The organism is Pseudomonas sp. TE31087 (assembly GCF_057284075.1).
The window spans coordinates 4532537-4552388 of sequence record NZ_JBXVNN010000001.1; the positions used below are offsets into that span (position 1 = coordinate 4532537).

The window sequence follows — 19852 nt, forward strand, 5'->3', positions numbered from 1 at the left end:
CATTGAAACTCGATCCATGTTTAACTTGAACGCTTGTTCAACGAAAAACGCTGGTCCATTGCCGGTGTTCAAAAGGAGGAATCGCCTTTGCTGAACCCGTTCAATCCGAACCTCACGTCCTTCGACGAGGTGCCTGTTCAATGAGTGCACCGACCCCCGACCTTGCCAACGGCAAGATCCGCATGAACCCCCCCGTGTTCTACTTCGCGGCAAGCTTCATCCTCCTCTTCGGCCTGGTCGTCATCGCCCAGCCCCAGGCGGCCGGCGACTGGCTGCTGGCGGCGCAGAACTGGGCGGCCAACACCGTCGGCTGGTACTACATGCTGGCCATGACCCTGTACCTGGTCTTCGTGGTGGTCACCGCCTTGTCCGGCTACGGCAAGATCAAGCTTGGTGCCGACCACGACGAGCCCGAGTTCAGCTACCTGTCCTGGGCCGGCATGCTGTTCGCCGCCGGCATCAGCATCACCCTGTTCTTCTTCTGCGTCTCCGAGCCGCTGACCCATATGCTCCAGCCGCCGCAGGGCGAGGCCGGCACGGCCGAGGCCGGGCGCCAGGCGATGCAGATCCTGTTCCTGCACTGGGGCCTGCACGGCTGGGGCGTGTTCGCCTTCGTCGGCATGGCGCTGGCCTACTTCGCCTACCGGCACAACCTGCCGCTGGCCCTGCGCTCGGCGCTTTACCCGCTGATAGGCAAACGCATCAACGGCCCGATCGGCTACGCGGTGGACGGCTTCGGCATCATCGCCACGGTGTTTGGCCTGGGGGCCGACATGGGCTTCGGCGTGCTGCACCTGAACGCCGGCCTCGACTACCTGTTCGGCATCAGCCACAGCCAGTGGGTGCAGGTGATCCTCATCACCCTGATGATGGGCGCGGCGGTGGCCGTGGCGGTCGCCGGGGTGGAGAAGGGCGTGCGGGTGATGAGCGACATCAACCTGTTCCTGGCCTGCGCGCTGCTGCTGTTCGTGCTGTTCGCCGGGCCCACCCAGCACCTGTTCAATACCCTGATCCAGAACCTCGGTGACTACCTGGGCGCCTTGCCGCGCAAGAGCTTTGATGTGTACGCCTACGGCGAGCAACGCGACTGGCTGGGTGGCTGGACGGTGTTCTATTGGGCCTGGTGGATTGCCTGGGCGCCGTTCGTGGGGCTGTTCATCGCGCGGATTTCGCGCGGGCGCACCATCCGTGAGTTCGTCTTCGGCGTGTTGCTGATCCCGCTGGGCTTCACCCTGGCGTGGATGTCGATCTTCGGCAACAGCGCCCTGGACCAGGTGATCAACCACGGCATGACCGCCCTCGGCCAGTCGGCCATCGACAACCCGTCGATGAGCCTGTACCTGCTGCTGGAAACCTACCCGTGGAGCAAGACGGTGATCGCCGTGACGGTGTTCATCAGCTTCGTGTTCTTCGTCACCTCGGCCGACTCCGGCACGGTGGTGCTGTCGACGCTGTCTGCCAAGGGCGGTGGCGCCGACGAGGACGGCCCGAACTGGCTGCGCATCTTCTGGGGCGCGATGACCGCGCTGATCACCAGCGCGCTGCTGTTCGCCGGCAGCATCGATTCGCTGAAGTCGGCGGTGGTGCTGACCTCGCTGCCGTTCTCGCTGATCCTGCTGTGCATGATGTGGGGGCTGCACAAGGCCTTCTACCTGGAAAGCCAGCGGCAGATCGCGCAGATGCATTCGCTGGCACCCTTCGCCCAGTCCCGGCGTGGGCGTGGCGGCTGGCGCCAGCGCCTGAGCCAGGCCGTGCACTTCCCGTCGCGGGACGAGGTGTATCGCTTCATGGACGACGTGGTGCGCCCGGCGATCGCCGAGGTGCGCGAGGTGTTCGAGCAGAAGGGGCTGGTGCTGATCACCCAGGACGATCCGAGCCATGACAACGTCAGCCTGAAGATCGGCCATGGCGAGGAGCAGCCGTTCATCTACCAGGTGCAGATGCGTGGCTACTTCACGCCGTCGTTCGCGTTGGGTGGGTTGGGTACCCAGGAGTTGAAGAACCGTCGCTACTACCGGGCGGAGGTGCACTTGAGCGAAGGTAGCCAGAACTATGATCTGGTGGGCTACAGCAAGGAGCAGATCATCAACGACATCCTCGACCAGTACGAGCGGCACATGCAGTACCTGCATCTGGTGAGGTAGATCGCTGGGGCCGCTTTGCGGCCCTTATCGCGGCACAAGGCCGCTCCTACAGGGGAATGTGATCTCCTGTAGGAGCGGCCTTGCGCCGCGAAAGGAGGCCAAAGGCCTCCCAGGGGCTCAGAACGGCGCATCTCCCAAGATGGTCGCCCGGTGCATCACCCGCCGATTGGGTCGGTAATCATCCACAGCAAAATGCTGCGTGACGCGGTTGTCCCAGAACGCCACGTCATTTTCCTGCCATCGCCAGCGAATGCTGAACTCCGGCCGCGTCGCATGGGCGAACAGCAGCTTGAGCAGCGCCTCGCTCTCCTGCTCGTTCAGCTCGTTGATCCGCGTGGTGAAACCTTCATTGACGAACAGCGCCTTGCGCCCGCTGACCGGGTGGGTACGCACCACCGGGTGCGACAGTGGCGGGTTGTTGCGCCGGGTGGCTTCCCAGCGCGCCAGGTCCTCTGGGGTGGTGCCGAAGCGCTCCAGCGGGAACGACTTGGTGAAATCGTGGGTGGCGGTCAGGCCGTCGAGCATCGTGCGCAGCGGCGCCGACAGCGCCTCGAACGCGGCGATCCCGCTGGCCCACAGGGTGTCGCCGCCAAAGGCCGGCAACTGCTTGGCGCTGAGCACCGCGCCCAGCGCCGGGGTCGGCAGGAAGGTCACGTCGGTGTGCCAGACGGCGTTGTCGCGCACGTCGGTGACCGCGGTGTCGAGGATCAGTACCTGCGGCGTCTGCGGCACATTGGGGTAGATCGGGTGGATGTGCAGGTCGCCGAAGCGCGCGGCGAAACGGGCCTGTTGCTCGGGGGTGATCGGCTGGTCGCGGAAGAACAGCACCTGGTGTTCGAGCAGTGCCTGCTCGATGGCGTCACGCTGTTCGAGGGTGATGTCGCGGCTGATGTCCACGCCGCTGATCTGCGCGCCAAGGGCCGGGCTGAGAGGGGTGATGGTCAGGCTCATGTCGGTCTCGCTTGAAGGTTCGTTTCTCGTGCAGGCCGAGAAGTTCTATCGCGGGGCAAGCCCGCTCCCACGAGGTGAGACGGCTGCGTGGGAGCGGGCTTGCCCCGCGAATGGTCGTGACGGATCAGTGGCTCTGGCCATGCCAGGGCACCAGCTTGCGCTGCAGGGCGCGCAGGCCCATTTCCAGGGTGAAGGCGATCAGGGCGATCAGCAGGATCCCCAGCACCACCACGTCGGTGACCAGGAACTGCGCCGCCGACTGCACCATGAAGCCCAGGCCGCTGGTGGCGGCGATCAGCTCGGCGGCGACCAGGGTCGACCAGCCCACGCCAAGGCCGATGCGGATGCCGGTGAGGATGTCGGGCAGGGCGCTGGGCAGGATCACATGGCGGATCAGTTGCGCCCGGGTGGCCCCCAGCGACTGCGCGGCGCGCAGCTTGGCCGGGTCGACGGTGCGCACGCCGGTGGCGGTGGCGATGGCGATCGGGGCGAAGATCGCCAGGTAGATCAGCAGCACCTTCGACAGCTCGCCGATGCCGCACCAGATGACGATCAACGGCAGGTAGGCCAGCGGCGGGATCGGCCGGTAGAACTCGATCAGCGGGTCGAGGATGCCACGGGCCACGCGGTTGTAGCCGATGGCCAGGCCGACGGGGATGGCGGTCAGGGTCGCCGCCACCAGCGCCAGGCCGATACGGCCCAGGCTTGCGCCCAGGTGCTGCCACAGGCTGGCATCCATGTAGCCCTGGGTAAGCAGCGTCCAGCCCTTGGCCAGGATATCGGCGGGCGAGGGCAGGAACAGGGGGTCGACCCAGCCGGCGGCGGTTACCAGCCACCACGCCAGCAACAGGGAGGCCAGGGTGAGGGTGCTGATCCAGCGGGTCGGCAAGGGCTTGCGGGTTTTCACGACAGGAGGCGTGCGTGGTGCCCGCTTGGCGGCGGCCGGCAATTCGATACTGCTCATGCGGACTCCTGACGTTGCGAGAACACCCGCGCCAGCACGTGCTCGCGGGTTTCGATGAAGCGGGGATCGGACTTGATCGCCCGGGCCGACTCGCCAGCGGCGTAGCGCTGGCCGAAGTCCAGTTGCAGACGCTCGACCACACGCCCCGGATTGGGCGCCAGCAGCACCAGCTCGGTGGCGAGGAACACCGCCTCTTCGATGTCGTGGGTGATCAGGAACACCGGTTTGGCGGTGCGCTGCCAGACCTGCAACAGCAGCTCCTGCATCTGTTCGCGGGTAAAGGCATCGAGGGCGCCGAACGGCTCGTCCATCAACAGCACCCGCGGGTCGGCGGCCAGCGCCCGGGCCAGGCCCACGCGCTGCTTCTGCCCGCCGGACAATTGCCAGATACGCCGCTCGCCGAAGCCGGCGAGGTCTACCAGCGCCAGCATCTCGCGGGCCTTGGCTTCACGCTGCGCACGGGGCACGCCGGCCAGCTCGAGGCCGAAGGCAACGTTGCCGAGCACGTCCTGCCAGGGCAGCAGGGCATCGTCCTGGAACACCACGCCGCGATCGGCGCCAGGGCCTTGCACTGGCGCGCCGTCGAGGCTGATGCGCCCGCCGCTGGGGGCAACGAAGCCGGCGATCAGGTTGAGCAACGAGGTCTTGCCGCTGCCGGACGGCCCGAGGGCCACCAGCAGCTGGCGCGGGCCCAGGCTCAGGTTGATGTCGGCCAGCACCGGGGTAGCGGCGCCGGGGTACTGTGCGCTGATGCGCTCCAGTTCGAGCAAGGCCATGACGGGCTCCGGATCAGTTGGGCAGGTATTGGGCGCTGACGTAGGGCGAGTAGTCGGGCAGCACGGCGTCGACCTTGCCCTGTTGCTTGAGGAAGGTGGCGGTGTCGGTCAGTGCCTGGGTGGTCGGCTCGCGCAGTGCGCTGGCCTGGTCGGCGGCCAGCGGATAGACGTTGCCCTGCAGCAGCACCGGGATATCGGCAGGCTTGGCGCCGGACAGCTTGACCAGCTTGGCGACGTTGTCCTTGTCGGCCAGCCAGGCTTTCGGGTCCTTGCGGTAGTCGGCGTAGGCATCGAGGGTGACCTTGGCGAACGACTTGACGATCTCCGGGTGCTTGGCGGCGAAGTCCTTGCGCACGATCCAGGCATCGAAGGTCGGCGCGCCTTTCTCGGCCAGCTCGCCCGAGGTGATCAGCACCTTGCCGTTTTCCTTGGCCACGCCCAGGGCCGGGTCCCAGACGTAGGTGGCGTCGATGTCGCCGCGTTTCCAGGCAGCGATGATCGCCGGCGGGGCGAGGTTGAGGATCTGCACCTTCGACGGGTCGATGTTCCAGCTCTTGAGTGCGGCCAGCAGGCTGTAATGGCCGGTGGAAACGAACGGCACGGCGACTTTCTTGCCGACCAGGTCCTGCGGGGTCTTGATGTTGTCACGGGCGACCAGGGCCTCGCCGGCGCCGATCTGGGTAGCGATCAGGAAGGTCTCGACCGGCAGCTTGCGAGTGGCGGCGGCGGCCAGCGGGCTGGAGCCGAGGTAGCCGATCTGCACGTCGCCCGAGGCGACGGCGGTGATCACATCGGCGCCATTATCGAACTTGCGCCAGTCGATGCTGGCCTTGCTGTCCTTTTCATAGGTGCCATCGACCTGGGCCACCTTGGCCGGGTCGACGGTGGTCTGGTAGGCGACGGTCAGGTCGGCGGCCTGGGCCAGCCAGCTGGCACTGGCGAGGGTCAGGGCGGCGAACAGGCGCAGCGGAGCATGCGGGATCATGGTTGAACCTCTCGTCAGGCATTCTGGGATGGATGGCGAGAAGACTAGATGATCTAAGAAATAGTAAATAAATAACTTTTTAGAATTAGCTTAAAAGCCAAACGCTCTGAACCTGCGCGGTTTACGGGCTCGCTCCCGCACGAGGTGGGAAGCTGGCGGAATCGCTCAAGACGGCTAGTCTTGTTCGGTTCCTGCGGGGGTACCATCGGTCGACAGCTCGGCAAACGTTTGCACATAACCTAAAGGTATGATTGACGGCGTCGATACAGCGTTTCGTAGGAATGGTTCCGATGTTATTCCGTAAAAATCTTACAGATTCATAAAACGGTCATTTTGGATTTATAGGATTGTCATTATCCTGTAGCGCAGGTCGGCGGGTTAGACCAAAGTCGCAGATCGACCGTTAGCGATTGACTTGGCGGTCACGCATTTGTGCTAAATCGCCAATCCGGGTGAGTGGGGCAGCAGACTCCGCCGCTTGAGACGCACAAAAATTAGAACGTAGAGGAGCAAAACATGTACAAGTCCAGCCTGGCCCTGGCCGTGGCACTGGGGGTTCTCGCCCAACAAGCAGGCGCTGCCGGTTTCATCGAAGACAGCAAGCTGTCCCTGAGCTCGCGCACCATGTACTTCGACAACAACAACCGCGAAGCGCACGCCACTCCGGCAACCGCGACTCGTCCGGCCGGCAAGCGTCCGGATCAGCGTGAAACCGGTCAAGGTTTCAAGCTCGACTACATCTCCGGCTTCACTGAAGGCACCGTAGGCTTCGGTGTCGATGCCCAGGCCGTGTGGGGTATCCACCTCGATGGTGGCAAGGGCTACCACAAGTCCGGCTTCCTTCCGGACGATACCGACGGCTCTTCGGTAAGCCAGTGGGCACGCGTTGGCGCCAACGCCAAGGCCCGCTTCTCCAAGACCGAAGCGCACTTCGGTAGCGCCCTGGCACCGATGCTGCCGATCCTGGTCTCCAACGACGGTCGTCTGCTGCCGCAGACCTTCGAAGGTGCAACCATCACCTCGAAGGAAATCGACAACCTGACCATCAACGCCGGTCAGCTGACCCACGCAATGGGTCGTGCCTCGAGCAACCGTACCGGCCTGTCGGTCAACGGCGCGACCGCTGACAGCAACAAGTTCCGCTACGGTGGCCTGGACTACAAGCTCACTCCAGACCTGACCCTGCAGTACTACTACTCGAACCTGGAAGACTTCTACAAGCAGAGCTTCCTGGGCGCCACCCACGTCTTCAAGATCGCTGACGACCAGTCGTTCAAGACCGACCTGCGCTACTTCGACAGCAGCAGCGATGGCAAGAACGGCCACGGTGGCGGCTACAACTTCAACAACAACGGCGGTTATGCCAAGGAAACCGGCAAGGTCGACAACAAGACCTGGTCCGCCATGTTCACCTATACCCTCGGTGGCCACGCGCTGATGCTCGGCCATCAGCAGGTCAACGATGATGGTGGCTTCGTCTGGCTGAACCAGGGCGGTGTCGTTGATGGCAACGGCCGTGCCGAAGGTGCGGGCGGCGCCAGCTTCTACCTGTTCACCGACAGCATGATCAACCAGTTCGCCAAGGCCGGTGAAAACACCACCTTCGGTCAGTACTCCTACGACTTCGCCCGTCTGGGCGTGCCGGGCCTGAAGGCTTCGGTCGCCTACCTGCGCGGTCAGGATGGTCGTAACACCGACGGCCACGGTACCTTCAGCGAGTGGGAGCGTGACGCGCGCGTCGACTACGTTCTGCAGGAAGGCACCCTCAAGGGCCTGGGCTTCAGCCTGCGCCAGGGCGTCTACCGTGGCACCGGTTCGGGCGCTGCGAACGACCAGGATCAGACTCGCTTCATCGTCAACTACACTTACGCCTTCATGTAAGTCGTAGCGGCATCAAGAAAGCCTCGCCTAGTGCGAGGCTTTTTTGTGTCTGCGAATCCGTATGCTTAATGGTTATAAATAAATCGATATTTATTCTTTTTATTTCTATTCGGAAGCAGGCACATTGAACCCACAAGGCCAGACACAGCACAGGAGCCGCTTTCATGAGCCTCAAACTCGGCGATATCGCCCCCGATTTCGAACAGGATTCCAGCGCCGGCAAGATCCGTTTCCACGAATGGCTGGGCGACAGCTGGGGCGTGCTGTTCTCCCACCCGGCCGACTTCACCCCGGTGTGCACCACCGAGCTGGGCCTGACCGCCAAGCTCAAGGAAGACTTCGCCAAGCGTGGCGTGAAAGCCATCGCCCTGTCGGTGGACCCGGTCGACTCGCACCACAAGTGGATCGATGACATCAACGAGACCCAGAACACCGTGGTCAACTTCCCGATCATCGCCGACGCCGACCGCAAGGTCTCCGACCTGTACGACCTGATCCACCCCAACGCCAGCGACACCCTGACCGTGCGCTCGCTGTTCGTCATCGACCCGAACAAGAAGGTGCGCCTGACCATCACCTATCCGGCCAGTACCGGGCGCAACTTCAACGAGATCCTGCGGGTGATCGACTCGCTGCAGCTGACCGACAACTACAAGGTCGCCACGCCAGGCAACTGGCAGGACGGCGACGAGGTAGTGATCGTGCCTTCGCTCAAGGACGAGGACGAAATCAAGCGGCGCTTCCCGAAAGGGTACCGGGCGGTGAAACCCTATCTGCGACTGACCCCGCAACCAAATCGATGAGGTATTGCTCGTTGCATTGCTCTTAGCCAAGCAGGGATCTTCGGGCCGTTTCGACGGCCCTTTTTTATGTCTACCGAAAGCCTGTAGGAGCGGCCTTGTGCCGCGAAAGGGGGGCGCAGCACCCCCAGGATTTTCAGCGTCAATGCACTTATCGCCGGGGCCGCTTTGCGGCCCTTTCGCGGCACAAGGCCGTTCCTACAGAGATAAATCTGAATATCTCTATATGGAATAAATAAATACGAAAATATGATTTCTAGATATATATGACTAACTGTTAATGTCACTTCCATCCAGCGGGGACAACCCCTCGCGGCCCTGCAATCGAATCGAAGGAAGCGCTTTCAATGCTGGTTGTTTCTGTCGGTGGTAGCCCCAGTCTTCGTTCACGCTCCGGCGTGCTGCTAGAGCGCTCGCGCGACTGGCTGCAGGAGCGCGGCGTCGAGGTGGTGACCTTCCAGGTGCGGGAATTCCCCGCCGAGGACCTGCTCCACGCGCGCTTCGACAGCCCGCAGGTGCGTCACTTCAATGAACTGGTGGCCCAGGCCGATGGCCTGGTGGTCGCCACCCCGGTGTACAAGGCGTCGTTCGCCGGCGCCCTGAAGACCTTGCTCGACCTGCTGCCCGAGCGTGCCCTGGAACACAAGGTGGTCCTGCCGATCGCCACCGGTGGCAGCATCGCCCACATGCTGGCCGTGGACTACGCCCTCAAGCCCGTGCTGTCGGCCCTCAAGGCGCAGGAGACCCTGCAGGGGATCTTCGCCGACGACAGCCAGGTCGCCTACGGCGAAGGCGCCAGGCCCGCGCAACTGGCCGCTGCCCTGGAGCAGCGCCTGCAGGATTCGCTGGAAACGTTCCACAGCGCCCTGGCGCGCCGGCCTCGGCCGGTGGTACCGGGCGAACTCAACGAACGCCTGATCAGTGCCCGTTGGAGCATCTGACCGCCCGCTATACCGCTTGACCGTTTTTCCCACCTTACTCGCCCGTCAACGAGGCAAGCAGGTGCTACCCGAACCCACTCGCACAGGAGAGCGCCATGCGCACAGTCTTCTTGCGTCGCGGTCTGGTCGCCCTGTTTGCGGCGGCTGTGTCCTTCGGCGCCATCACTCAAGCCCAGGCCGAGAGCCTGCGCATTGGTTACCAGAAATACGGCACCCTGGTGCTGCTCAAGGCCAAGGGCTCGCTGGAAAAGCGCCTGAAGGAACAGGACATCGACGTGCAATGGACCGAGTTCCCCGGCGGCCCGCAACTGCTCGAAGGCCTCAACATCGGCTCCATCGACTTCGGCGTGACCGGCGAAACCCCGCCGGTGTTTGCCCAGGCCGCAGGTGCCGACCTGCTGTACGTCGCCTATGAGCCGCCAGCCCCGCACAGCGAGGCGATCCTTGTGCCGAAGGGATCGACGATCCAGTCGGTGAAGGAACTCAAGGGCAAGAAAGTCGCCCTCAACAAGGGCTCCAACGTGCACTACCTGCTGGTGCGCGCCCTGGAAGACGCCGGCCTCAAGTACACCGATATCCAGCCCGTCTACCTGCCGCCGGCCGACGCCCGCGCCGCCTTCGAGCGCGGCAGCGTCGACGCCTGGGTGATCTGGGACCCGTACCAGGCCGCCGCCGAGCAACAGCTGCAGGCACGCACCCTGCGTGACGGCAAGGACCTGGTCGACAACCACCAGTTCTACCTCGCCACCCGCAGCTATGCCACCCAGCACCCGGCGGTGATCAACACCCTGGTCGAGGAAGTGCGCGCCGTGGGCGAGTGGTCCCGGGCCAATCCGCAGCAGGTCACCGACCAGGTCGCGCCGCTGCTCGGCCTGCCCGCCGACATCACCCTGACTTCGGTGAAACGCCAGGGCTACGGCGCCGCGCCGCTGACTCCGGACGTGATCGCCGCGCAGCAGAAGATTGCCGACACCTTCCAGGCCCTGAAGCTGATTCCCAAGCCCTTGAGCATCAAGGATGTGATCTGGACACCCCCGGCCAAGGTCGCCAGCGCGCCTTGAACGATTCGCCTGCGCCGGGGCGTCGCCCCGGCTTGAGCCACCCTTGAGGAGACAACTCCAATGAGCCTTAACATCTTCTGGTTCCTCCCCACCCACGGTGACGGCAAGTACCTGGGCACCAGCGAAGGCGCCCGCGCCGTCGACCACGGCTACCTGAGCCAGATCGCCCAGGCCGCCGACCGCCTGGGCTTTGGCGGCGTGCTGATCCCCACCGGACGTTCCTGCGAGGACTCCTGGCTGGTGGCGGCCTCGCTGATTCCGGTGACCGAGCGCCTGAAGTTCCTGGTGGCCCTGCGCCCGGGGATCATTTCGCCGACCGTGGCCGCGCGCCAGGCCGCCACCCTGGATCGCCTGTCCAACGGGCGTGCGCTGTTCAACCTGGTGACCGGCGGTGATCCTGACGAACTGGCCGGTGATGGCCTGCACCTGAACCATCAGGAACGCTACGAGGCGTCGGTGGAATTCACCCGTATCTGGCGCAAGGTGCTCGAAGGCGAAACCGTTGACTACGACGGCAAGCACATCCAGGTGAAAGGCGCCAAGCTGCTCTACCCGCCGATCCAGCAGCCGCGTCCGCCGCTGTACTTTGGTGGCTCCTCCGAGGCCGCACAGGACCTGGCCGCCGAGCAGGTCGAGCTGTACCTGACCTGGGGCGAGCCGCCGGCGGCCGTCGCCGAGAAGATCGCCCAGGTGCGCGAGAAGGCTGCCGCCCAAGGCCGTGAAGTGCGCTTCGGCATCCGCTTGCACGTGATCGTGCGGGAAACTAACGAGGAGGCCTGGGCCGCCGCCGACAGGCTCATCTCGCACCTGGACGACGACACCATCGCCCGTGCCCAGGCGTCGCTGGCGCGCTTCGACTCGGTCGGCCAGCAACGCATGGCCGCCCTGCATGGCGGCAAGCGCGACAAGCTGGAAGTGGCGCCGAACCTGTGGGCCGGTGTCGGCCTGGTGCGTGGCGGTGCCGGCACCGCGCTGGTGGGCGATGGCCCGACCGTCGCGGCGCGGGTCAAGGAATACGCCGATCTTGGCATCGACACGTTCATCTTCTCCGGTTATCCACACCTGGAGGAGTCGTACCGCGTCGCCGAGCTGCTGTTCCCGCACCTGGACGTGCAGCGCCCGGAACAACCGAAGACCGGTGGCTACGTGAGCCCGTTCGGTGAAATGGTCGCCAACGACATCCTGCCCAAGTCCGTGTCGCAGAGCTGAGGACCGGGGCCATGAGTCGAGCATCCCCAACCACCTGGTCGAAGCGCCTGGCGCCCTGGGCCCTGCCGATCCTGCTGCTGGTGGTATGGCAGCTGGCGGTCAGCGCGGGCTGGCTGTCGACCCGCATCCTGCCAGCGCCGAGCGCGGTGGTCAGTGCCGGTGTCGAGCTGGTGCGCAGCGGCCAGCTCTGGACCCACCTGGCCATCAGCGGCTGGCGTGCCGGCCTGGGCTTCGTGATCGGCGGCAGCCTCGGCCTGTTGCTGGGCTTCATCACCGGCCTGTCGAACTGGGGCGAGCGCCTGCTCGACAGCTCGGTGCAGATGATCCGCAACGTGCCGCACCTGGCGCTGATCCCGCTGGTGATCCTGTGGTTCGGCATCGACGAGTCGGCAAAGATCTTCCTGGTGGCGCTGGGGACGCTGTTCCCCATCTACCTGAACACCTACCACGGGATCCGCAACGTCGATCCGGCGCTGGTGGAGATGGCGCGCAGCTATGGGCTGTCGGGCTTCGCGTTGTTCCGCCAGGTGATCCTGCCGGGAGCGCTGCCCTCGATCCTGGTCGGCGTGCGCTTCGCCCTGGGCTTCATGTGGCTGACGCTGATCGTCGCCGAGACCATCTCGGCCAACGCCGGCATCGGCTACCTGGCGATGAACGCCCGCGAGTTCCTGCAGACCGATGTTGTGGTGCTGGCCATCGTCCTGTACGCGGTGCTCGGCAAGCTGGCCGACCTGGCCGCCCGTGGCCTGGAGCGGGTGTGGCTGCGCTGGCACCCGGCGTACCAGGTGGCGAAGAAGGAGGGCGCATGATGACCGTGCTCAAGGAACAGCCGCCACGCCTGCTGCGTGGCATCCCCCTGGCAGCCCGGGACCTGCGTCGTACCTTCGGCCAGCGTGAAGTGCTGCGCGGCATCGACCTGCACATTCCGGCCGGCCAGTTCGTCGCCATCGTCGGTCGCAGTGGCTGCGGCAAGAGCACCTTGTTGCGCCTGCTGGCCGGGCTCGACCAACCCAGCGCCGGCCAACTGTTGGCGGGGGCCGCGCCGCTGGCCGAGGCCCGCGAGGATACCCGCCTGATGTTCCAGGACGCGCGCCTGCTGCCCTGGAAGAAAGTGATCGACAACGTCGGCCTGGGCTTGTCCGGCAACTGGCGGCCCCGCGCCCTGGAGGCATTGGCGGCGGTCGGCCTGGTCGATCGCGCCAACGAATGGCCGGCGGCGTTGTCCGGCGGCCAGAAACAGCGGGTGGCCCTGGCCCGGGCGCTGATCCACCAGCCGCGCCTGCTGCTGCTGGACGAGCCATTGGGCGCGCTGGATGCCCTGACCCGCATCGAAATGCAGCAACTGATCGAGCGCCTGTGGCGCCAGCACGGCTTCACCGTGCTGCTGGTCACCCACGACGTCAGCGAAGCCGTCGCCGTGGCCGACCGGGTGATCCTGATCGAAGACGGCGCCGTCGGCCTGGACCTGGTCGTCGACCTGCCCCGGCCACGGGTGCGGGGTTCGCACCGCCTGGCGGCGCTGGAAAGCGAAGTGCTCAACCGTGTTCTGTCCGTCCCGGGCACGCCGCCCGAGCCGGAGCCTGTAGCCCCCTTGCCCACGCAGTTGCGTTGGGCTCACTGAATCCTCGAAGCCGCAAAAGGAATGACGCCATGACCATCAAAGCCATCAACGTTCGCAACCAGTTCAAAGGCACCGTGAAGGAAATCCTCGAAGGCCCGGTACTGTCGGAAATCGACGTGCAGACCGCCTCCGGTATCGTCACTTCGGTGATCACCACCCGTTCCGTGAAGGAGCTGGAATTGCAGGTGGGCAGTGAGGTGATCGCCTTCGTGAAATCGACCGAGGTGTCCATCGCCAAGTTGTGATGGTCTGGATAGAGGGCGCTGTGCGCCCTTTTCGCGGCACGAGGCCGCTCCTACAGGGGATCGCATAACCCCTGTAGGAGCGGCCTCGTGCCGCGAAAAGGGCCGCAAAGCGGCCCCAAGGATCTCAAGCCGACCGCTTGGCCAGAAACGGCGGCAGATACAGCCCCAGATACGCCTCGAACACCCGCATCCCCTCTTCCGCCATGCGCGGCGTGATCGCTTCATGCAACTGCATCGAGCGGGCATACACCCGGTCGCTCAGCTCCATCGCCAACGCGAACACATCCACATCCCGAGGCATCGTAGGCAGCTGGAAATGCCGATCGAACAGCCTGTGCATCAGCTCGCCCAGCTCCAGGTCGTGCTGACGGTCGGCCTGTACCACTTCGCTCAGCCCATGCTGGGCCAGGATCAGCTGCCGCGCCGCGGCATCTTCGGTGTAGATGTCGAGCATGCGCTGCTCGATCAGCCTCGACAGTTGCGGCCAGGTACTGAATGCAGTGCTGTCGATGGGTGCGTTCAGGGCCTCGCGAAAAGCCCGATGCACGTCGGCGGTCAGTGCCTCGAGCAAGGCCGGCACGCTGGCGAAGAAGTGATACACCGACGACGGCGGAATTTGCGCCCGTTCAGCCACGCTGTAGATCGACAGCGCCGCCACCCCTTGTCCGGCCAGCAGCTCGCGGGCCGCAGCGAGGATCGCTTCGATCCTGGCCTGGCTGCTGGCGCGTGGCTTGCGCGGGGTGGCGGGGCGGGTCATCAGTTGCTGATCGCCAGGATGCTGGCCTGGTAGGCACCGACGAACAGGTCGAAGTCACCCACCTCCTGCTGCTCCAGGCGCGACTGCTCGGCCAGGGATTCGCGGGCGAGGGTCTCGAAGGCCTGCTGGCGCTCGGTGGGCAGCGGCTGCTCGCGGAAGGTCTCGGCGTGGTTCCGGCTTTGGCGCAGGGAGAACTTGATGAAGCTTTCGTTGTGTTCGGCCATGCGTGCCAGCACCTGGGCGGATGGCGTCAGCGAGGCGTCATCGACCTTGGCCTGTTGCGCTTCCAGCGCCTTGGCATGTTCGTCGCCACCTTGGGCATGGTCGAGCAACTCGGCCAACTGCCCGATGCGGCCGATCAATTCGCTGGCCCACACTTTCAGCTCGATCGGCTGGCCGTCACGGTGCAGTTCCAGGCCAGGACGGCGGCCTTCCTTGACCACGGTGAGGAAGTTGTCGGTGCACTGGCCGCACTCGCCGTTGTCCAGTTGCGGGCTCTCTTCCAGCGCGCAGAACAGCAGGAAGGCGTCGAGGAAGCGCGCTTCGGTCAGGTCGATACCCACCGGCAGGAACGGGTTGATGTCCAGGCAGCGTACTTCCACGTACTGCACGCCACGGGAGGTCAGGGCCTGGATAGGCCGCTCGCCGGTGTAGGTGACGCGCTTGGGGCGGATGTTCGAGTAGTACTCGTTCTCGATCTGCAGGATGTTGGTGTTCAACTGCACCCACTCGCCATCCTTGTGCGTGCCGACCTCGACATAGGGCGGGTAGGGCGTGCCCACCGCCTTGCGCAGGCTGTCGGTGTAGCTGGCGAGGTTGTTGTAGCAGGGCGTCAGGCCTGCCTGGGCGTTGCTCTGGTAACCCAGGTCGCTCATGCGCAGGCTGGTGGCGTAGGGCAGGTAGAGCGTCTCGGCATCCAGCTCTTCGAGCTGGTGCGCACGACCGCGCAGGAAGCCTTTGTCCAGGGCCGGGGACGCGCCGAACAGGTACATCAGCAGCCAGCTGTAGCGGCGGAAGTTGCGGATCAGCGCGATATAGGCCGAGGACTGGTAGTCGCGGTCGTCCTGCTCGCCGCCTTCGGCATCGCGCAGCAACGGCCACAGCGCTTCGGGCAGGGAGAAGTTGTAGTGGATGCCGGCGATGCACTGCATGGTACGGCCGTAACGCAGGGCCAGGCCCTTGCGATAGACGTGCTTGAGCTTGCCGATGTTCGAGCTGCCGTATTCGGCGATCGGGATGTCCTCCTCGGCCGGCAGCGCGCAGGGCATCGACGGGCTCCACAGGTATTCGTCGCCCAGCTTGGTGTAGACGAAACGGTGGATCTGCTCGAGGCTCTCGAGCACCTTGGCCGGGTCGGCCAGGGCCGGGGTGATGAATTCCAGCAGCGACTCGGAATAGTCGGTGGTGATCTGCTCGTTGGTCAGCGCCGAACCCAGGGCCTCGGGGTGCGGGGTCTGGGCCAGGCGACCGTCGTTGGTCACCCGCAGGCATTCGCGCTCAATGCCGTGCAGGCACTGCTTGAGCAGGTCGATATTGTCGCCGAGCAGGCTCAGGCGGCGGTTGAGGAGGTCGCTCAAGATGGATTCCTTCACGCGTCAGTCGCCCCAATATGGGGGTAGGGATGACGGTCTACAAGGGTAGTTGGGAAAGGAACTGGCGTTGTCGCCTGGTTTACGCGGTTCCGTCGCTGGCCTATATCCGCCTGATCGCGGGGCAAGCCCGCTCCCACGAAGTCTGTGAACGTTCGTGGGAGCGGGCTTGCCCCGCGATCAGGTGTACAGCAATGCGCCGAAAATACCGCAGATGGGGGCCTGTCAGCTAGAGAACCGCGAAGGTTCCCTGGGCCTTGGCCACCAGCTTGTCGTCCTGAAGCACGTCGGCGTCGACCACCAGCGTGCGCCGCCCGGCGTGCAGCACCCGGGCGGTGCACAGCACCTCGCCCTCGCTGACGGCGCGCATGTAGTTGATCTTGCACTCGATGGTCACGCTCTGCTGGTCGAAGCCATGGCTGGCCGAGCAGGCCAGGCCCATGGCGATGTCCACCAGGCTGAAGATCGCCCCGCCGTGCAGCTTCTGGCCGCGGTTGCGCAGGTGCGGCTCGAGCGCCAGGGCCACCTCTGCAACACCCGTGTCCAGGCGTTGCAGGCGGCAACCCAGCAATTGGCTGAAGGCGCTCTCGACGTACGCTTTCGGTACGTCCATCACTTCTTCTTCAGCTGCTTGGCGTTGGCGAACAGTGCCGCCATGGCGTTGTTGGCCGGTGCGGTGGCGGCGCTGGTCTCGCGCTGGCGCGGCGCCTGCTGCTGGCGGTTGCCGCCGTTGCCACGGTTGCCGCCGCGGTTGCCCTCGACTTTCTCGCCGGGGGTGTCGCTCATGCGCATGGACAGGCCGACGCGCTTGCGCGGGATGTCCACTTCCATGACCTTGACCTTGACCACGTCGCCGGCCTTGACCGCTTCACGCGGGTCCTTGACGAACTTCTCGGACAGCGCCGAGATGTGCACCAGGCCGTCCTGGTGCACGCCGATGTCGACGAAGGCACCGAAGTTGGTGACGTTGGTCACCACACCTTCGAGGATCATCCCCGGCTCCAGGTCCTTGAGGTCCTCGACGCCGTCCTGGAAGGTGGCGGTCTTGAACTCCGGGCGCGGGTCGCGGCCCGGCTTGTCCAGCTCCTGGAGGATGTCGGTGACGGTCGGCAGGCCGAAGCTTTCGTCGGTGAACTTCTTCGGGTCCAGGCGCTTGAGGAAACCGCTGTCGCCGATCAGCGAGCGAATGTCGCGGTCGGTGTCGGCGGCGATGCGCTGTACCAGCGGGTAGGCTTCCGGGTGCACCGCCGAGGCGTCCAGCGGGTTGTCGCCGTTCATCACGCGCAGGAAGCCGGCGGCCTGTTCGAAGGTCTTCTCGCCCAGGCGGCTGACTTTCTTCAGCGCGGCACGGGTGGCGAACGGGCCGTTGGCGTCGCGGTGGCTGACGATGTTCTGCGCCAGGGTCGCGTTGAGGCCGGAAATGCGCGTCAGCAGCGCCACGGAAGCGGTGTTGACATCGACGCCCACGGCGTTCACGCAGTCCTCGACCACGGCGTCCAGGCCACGGGCCAGCTTCACCTGCGACACGTCGTGCTGGTATTGGCCGACGCCGATGGATTTCGGGTCGATCTTCACCAGTTCGGCCAGCGGGTCCTGCAGGCGACGGGCGATGGACACGGCGCCACGGATCGACACATCCAGGTCCGGGAACTCGCGAGCAGCCAGCTCGGAAGCCGAGTACACCGAAGCGCCGGCCTCGGAGACCATGATCTTGGTGATCTTCAGGGCCGGGTATTTCTTGACCAGCTCGGCCACCAGCTTGTCGCTTTCGCGGCTGGCGGTGCCGTTGCCGATGGCGATCAGCTCGACCGAGTGCTTGGCGCACAGCGCGGCCATGATGGAGATGGTGCGGTCCCAGTCGTTCTTCGGCGCGTGCGGGTAGACCGTGGTGTGGTCCAGCAGCTTGCCGGTAGCATCGACCACGGCGATCTTGCAGCCGGTGCGCAGGCCCGGGTCGAAGCCCAGCGTTGCGCGCGGACCGGCCGGGGCGGCCAGCAGCAGGTCGTGCAGGTTGTGGGCGAAGACGTTGATCGCCTCGCCTTCGGCGTTGTCGCGCAGCTCGCCGAACAGGTCGGTTTCCAGGTGGGTGTACAGCTTGACCTTCCAGGTCCAGCGCACCACTTCGCCCAGCCACTTGTCGGCCGGGCGGTTGCGGTTCTCGATGCCGACCTGCTGGCCGATCATCAGCTCGCACGGGTGCAGGGTGCCCGGCAGCTCCTCGCCGACTTTCAGCGAGGCGCTCAGCACGCCTTCGTTGCGTCCGCGGAAGATCGCCAGGGCGCGGTGCGACGGCGCGGTGCGCAGCAGCTCGTCGTGGGCGAAGTAGTCGCGGAACTTGGCGCCTTCTTCTTCTTTACCGGGAACCACGCGGGCGGTCAGCACCGCTTCCTGCTTGAGGAAGCTGCGCAGCTTGTCGAGCAGGGCAGCGTCCTCGGCGAAGCGCTCCATGAGGATGTACTTGGCGCCTTCCAGGGCAGCCTTGACGTCGGCCACGCCTTTTTCGGCGTCGACGAAACGTGCCGCTTCGCTTTCCGGGTTCAGCTGCGGATCGTTGAACAGGCCGTCGGCCAACTCGCCCAGGCCCGCTTCCAGGGCGATCTGGCCCTTGGTGCGGCGCTTCTGCTTGTACGGCAGGTACAGGTCTTCGAGGCGGGTCTTGGTGTCGGCCAGCTTGATCTCGCGGGCCAGCTCCGGGGTCAGCTTGCCCTGCTCCTCGATGCTGGCCAGGATGCTGGCGCGACGATCGTCGAGCTCGCGCAGGTAGCGCAGGCGCTCTTCCAGGTGGCGCAGTTGGGTGTCATCAAGGCTGCCGGTCACTTCCTTGCGGTAACGGGCGATGAAGGGCACGGTCGATCCTTCGTCCAACAGGCCCACGGCCGCTTCGACCTGTTGTGGGCGCACGCCCAGTTCCTCGGCGATACGGCTGTTGATGCTGTCCATGAAAACCACCTGGCAAGGATTTAAAGCGGCGCATTATACCGATGTGGGAGCGGGTTTACCCGCGAACAGGGTCAAGTCCTTGTCAGGCACCGTGCTGGTTTCTTCGCGGGTAAACCCGCTCCCACAAGCCTGGAAGTGGCGCCGGGGGAAAAATCTGCTAACAATGCACACGGCACGCGCTGCAATGGCTACGCCATAATGCGCGGCGATATCAGAGGAGTTATTCATGACCAGCACCGCAAACGCCGCAGAAGGCGACAAGATTCTCATCGTCGACGACGACCCGGGCCTGAGCAGCCTGCTGGACCGTTTCTTCACCAGCAAGGGCTTCCGTGTCCGCACCGTGCCCAACGTCGAACAGATGGACCGCCTGCTGGCCCGTGAAGTGTTCAACCTGGTGGTCCTCGACCTGATGCTGCCGGGCGAGGACGGCCTGTCCGCGTGCAAGCGCCTGCGCGCGTCGAACAACCAGATCCCGATCATCATGCTCACCGCCAAGGGCGACGAGCTCAGCCGTATCAAGGGCCTGGAGCTGGGCGCCGACGACTACCTGGCCAAGCCGTTCAACCCCGACGAGCTGGTGGCCCGGGTCAAGGCCGTGCTGCGCCGCCAGTCCCCGAGTGTGCCGGGCGCGCCGGGCAGCGAGGAAGAGACCGTCACCTTCGGCGACTACGAGCTGTCGCTGGCCACCCGCGAACTCAAGCGCGGTGAAGAGACGCACATGCTCACCACCGGTGAGTTCGCCGTGCTCAAGGCCCTGGTGATGCACGCCCGCGAGCCGCTGACCCGCGACAAGCTGATGAACCTGGCCCGTGGTCGCGAGTGGGACGCCCTGGAGCGCTCCATCGACGTGCAGATCTCGCGCCTGCGCCGGATGATCGAGCCCGATCCGTCCAAACCACGCTACATCCAGACCGTATGGGGTGTGGGCTACGTCTTCGTGCCGGACGGAAACGCCGGCAAATGAGCCTGTCGGCTCGTCAGGGTG

General features: G+C 65.0%; 18 protein-coding genes. 10 read left to right on the forward strand and 8 right to left on the reverse strand.

Going from position 1 to position 19852, the window contains the following annotated elements; all coding sequences use genetic code 11:
• Positions 1 to 182: 182 nt before the first annotated feature.
• Positions 183 to 2144, forward strand: a complete 1962-nt coding sequence (betT, locus tag ACZ899_RS20400) for a choline transporter BetT (RefSeq protein WP_162232990.1) — start codon at positions 183 to 185, stop codon at positions 2142 to 2144.
• A gap of 117 nt (positions 2145 to 2261) precedes the next feature.
• On the opposite strand, the gene tauD is transcribed toward betT, so the two are convergent.
• The 4 genes from tauD to tauA form a co-directional block, all read right to left on the reverse strand.
• A complete protein-coding gene (gene tauD, locus ACZ899_RS20405; RefSeq protein WP_203649536.1) occupies positions 2262 to 3095 on the reverse strand; it encodes a taurine dioxygenase in 834 nt (277 codons plus the stop codon).
• 124 nt (positions 3096 to 3219) lie between these two features.
• Positions 3220 to 4059 carry a taurine ABC transporter permease TauC gene (gene tauC, locus ACZ899_RS20410; protein WP_234560596.1) on the reverse strand — a complete coding sequence of 280 codons (840 nt, stop codon included), beginning with the start codon at positions 4057 to 4059 and terminating at the stop codon, positions 3220 to 3222.
• Complete coding sequence (tauB, locus tag ACZ899_RS20415; RefSeq protein WP_096049120.1) at positions 4056 to 4835, reverse strand: taurine ABC transporter ATP-binding subunit; 780 nt, start codon at positions 4833 to 4835, stop codon at positions 4056 to 4058. The genes tauC and tauB overlap by 4 nt, the downstream gene beginning before the upstream one ends.
• Positions 4836 to 4848: 13 nt before the next feature.
• Entirely contained in the window at positions 4849 to 5820 is a 972-nt protein-coding gene (gene tauA, locus ACZ899_RS20420) for a taurine ABC transporter substrate-binding protein (RefSeq protein WP_203649542.1), read from the reverse strand.
• A gap of 516 nt (positions 5821 to 6336) precedes the next feature.
• On the opposite strand from tauA, the gene ACZ899_RS20425 reads away from it, so the two are divergent.
• The 8 genes from ACZ899_RS20425 (at position 6337) to ACZ899_RS20460 (ending at position 13578) form a co-directional block, all read left to right on the forward strand.
• Positions 6337 to 7701, forward strand: coding sequence for an OprD family porin (locus ACZ899_RS20425; RefSeq protein WP_203649544.1), 1365 nt, complete (start codon positions 6337 to 6339; stop codon positions 7699 to 7701).
• Between the two features lie 164 nt (positions 7702 to 7865).
• Positions 7866 to 8504 (forward strand): peroxiredoxin, encoded by a 639-nt coding sequence (locus ACZ899_RS20430; RefSeq protein WP_028689219.1) that lies wholly within the window; start codon positions 7866 to 7868, stop codon positions 8502 to 8504.
• A 344-nt stretch (positions 8505 to 8848) separates the two neighbouring features.
• Positions 8849 to 9442, forward strand: coding sequence for an NADPH-dependent FMN reductase (ssuE, locus tag ACZ899_RS20435; protein ID WP_110735537.1), 594 nt, complete (start codon positions 8849 to 8851; stop codon positions 9440 to 9442).
• A 95-nt stretch (positions 9443 to 9537) separates the two neighbouring features.
• Positions 9538 to 10503, forward strand: coding sequence for a sulfonate ABC transporter substrate-binding protein (locus ACZ899_RS20440; RefSeq protein WP_234560597.1), 966 nt, complete (start codon positions 9538 to 9540; stop codon positions 10501 to 10503).
• A gap of 60 nt (positions 10504 to 10563) precedes the next feature.
• Positions 10564 to 11712 carry an FMNH2-dependent alkanesulfonate monooxygenase gene (gene ssuD / locus ACZ899_RS20445; RefSeq protein WP_203649551.1) on the forward strand — a complete coding sequence of 383 codons (1149 nt, stop codon included), beginning with the start codon at positions 10564 to 10566 and terminating at the stop codon, positions 11710 to 11712.
• A gap of 11 nt (positions 11713 to 11723) precedes the next feature.
• Positions 11724 to 12521, forward strand: a complete 798-nt coding sequence (gene ssuC / locus ACZ899_RS20450; protein ID WP_234560598.1) for an aliphatic sulfonate ABC transporter permease SsuC — start codon at positions 11724 to 11726, stop codon at positions 12519 to 12521.
• The gene (ssuB, locus tag ACZ899_RS20455) at positions 12521 to 13333 is read left to right on the forward strand and encodes an aliphatic sulfonates ABC transporter ATP-binding protein (RefSeq protein ID WP_234560651.1); all 813 of its coding nucleotides are present in this window, start codon (positions 12521 to 12523) and stop codon (positions 13331 to 13333) included. The genes ssuC and ssuB overlap by 1 nt, the downstream gene beginning before the upstream one ends.
• A 29-nt stretch (positions 13334 to 13362) precedes the next feature.
• A complete protein-coding gene (locus ACZ899_RS20460; RefSeq protein ID WP_008095172.1) occupies positions 13363 to 13578 on the forward strand; it encodes a TOBE domain-containing protein in 216 nt (71 codons plus the stop codon).
• 124 nt (positions 13579 to 13702) lie between these two features.
• Here the strand turns inward: ACZ899_RS20460 and ACZ899_RS20465 are convergent, their stop codons facing one another.
• The 4 genes from ACZ899_RS20465 to ACZ899_RS20480 form a co-directional block, all read right to left on the reverse strand.
• The gene (locus ACZ899_RS20465; RefSeq protein WP_232854977.1) at positions 13703 to 14335 is read right to left on the reverse strand and encodes a TetR/AcrR family transcriptional regulator; all 633 of its coding nucleotides are present in this window, start codon (positions 14333 to 14335) and stop codon (positions 13703 to 13705) included.
• On the reverse strand, positions 14335 to 15912 hold the full coding sequence (gene gshA / locus ACZ899_RS20470; protein ID WP_234560599.1) for a glutamate--cysteine ligase: 1578 nt from the start codon (positions 15910 to 15912) through the stop codon (positions 14335 to 14337). Before gshA ends, ACZ899_RS20465 begins: the two co-directional genes overlap by 1 nt.
• Before the next feature lie 241 nt (positions 15913 to 16153).
• Positions 16154 to 16537 (reverse strand): PaaI family thioesterase, encoded by a 384-nt coding sequence (locus ACZ899_RS20475; RefSeq protein WP_110735521.1) that lies wholly within the window; start codon positions 16535 to 16537, stop codon positions 16154 to 16156.
• Positions 16537 to 18864, reverse strand: coding sequence for a Tex family protein (locus tag ACZ899_RS20480; protein WP_232854979.1), 2328 nt, complete (start codon positions 18862 to 18864; stop codon positions 16537 to 16539). Before ACZ899_RS20480 ends, ACZ899_RS20475 begins: the two co-directional genes overlap by 1 nt.
• 226 nt (positions 18865 to 19090) lie before the next feature.
• Between ACZ899_RS20480 and ompR the strand changes: the two genes are divergently transcribed.
• Positions 19091 to 19831: an osmolarity response regulator transcription factor OmpR gene (gene ompR / locus ACZ899_RS20485; RefSeq protein ID WP_028689209.1), complete on the forward strand. Its 741-nt coding sequence runs from the start codon at positions 19091 to 19093 to the stop codon at positions 19829 to 19831.
• The last annotated feature ends 21 nt before the right edge of the window (positions 19832 to 19852 follow it).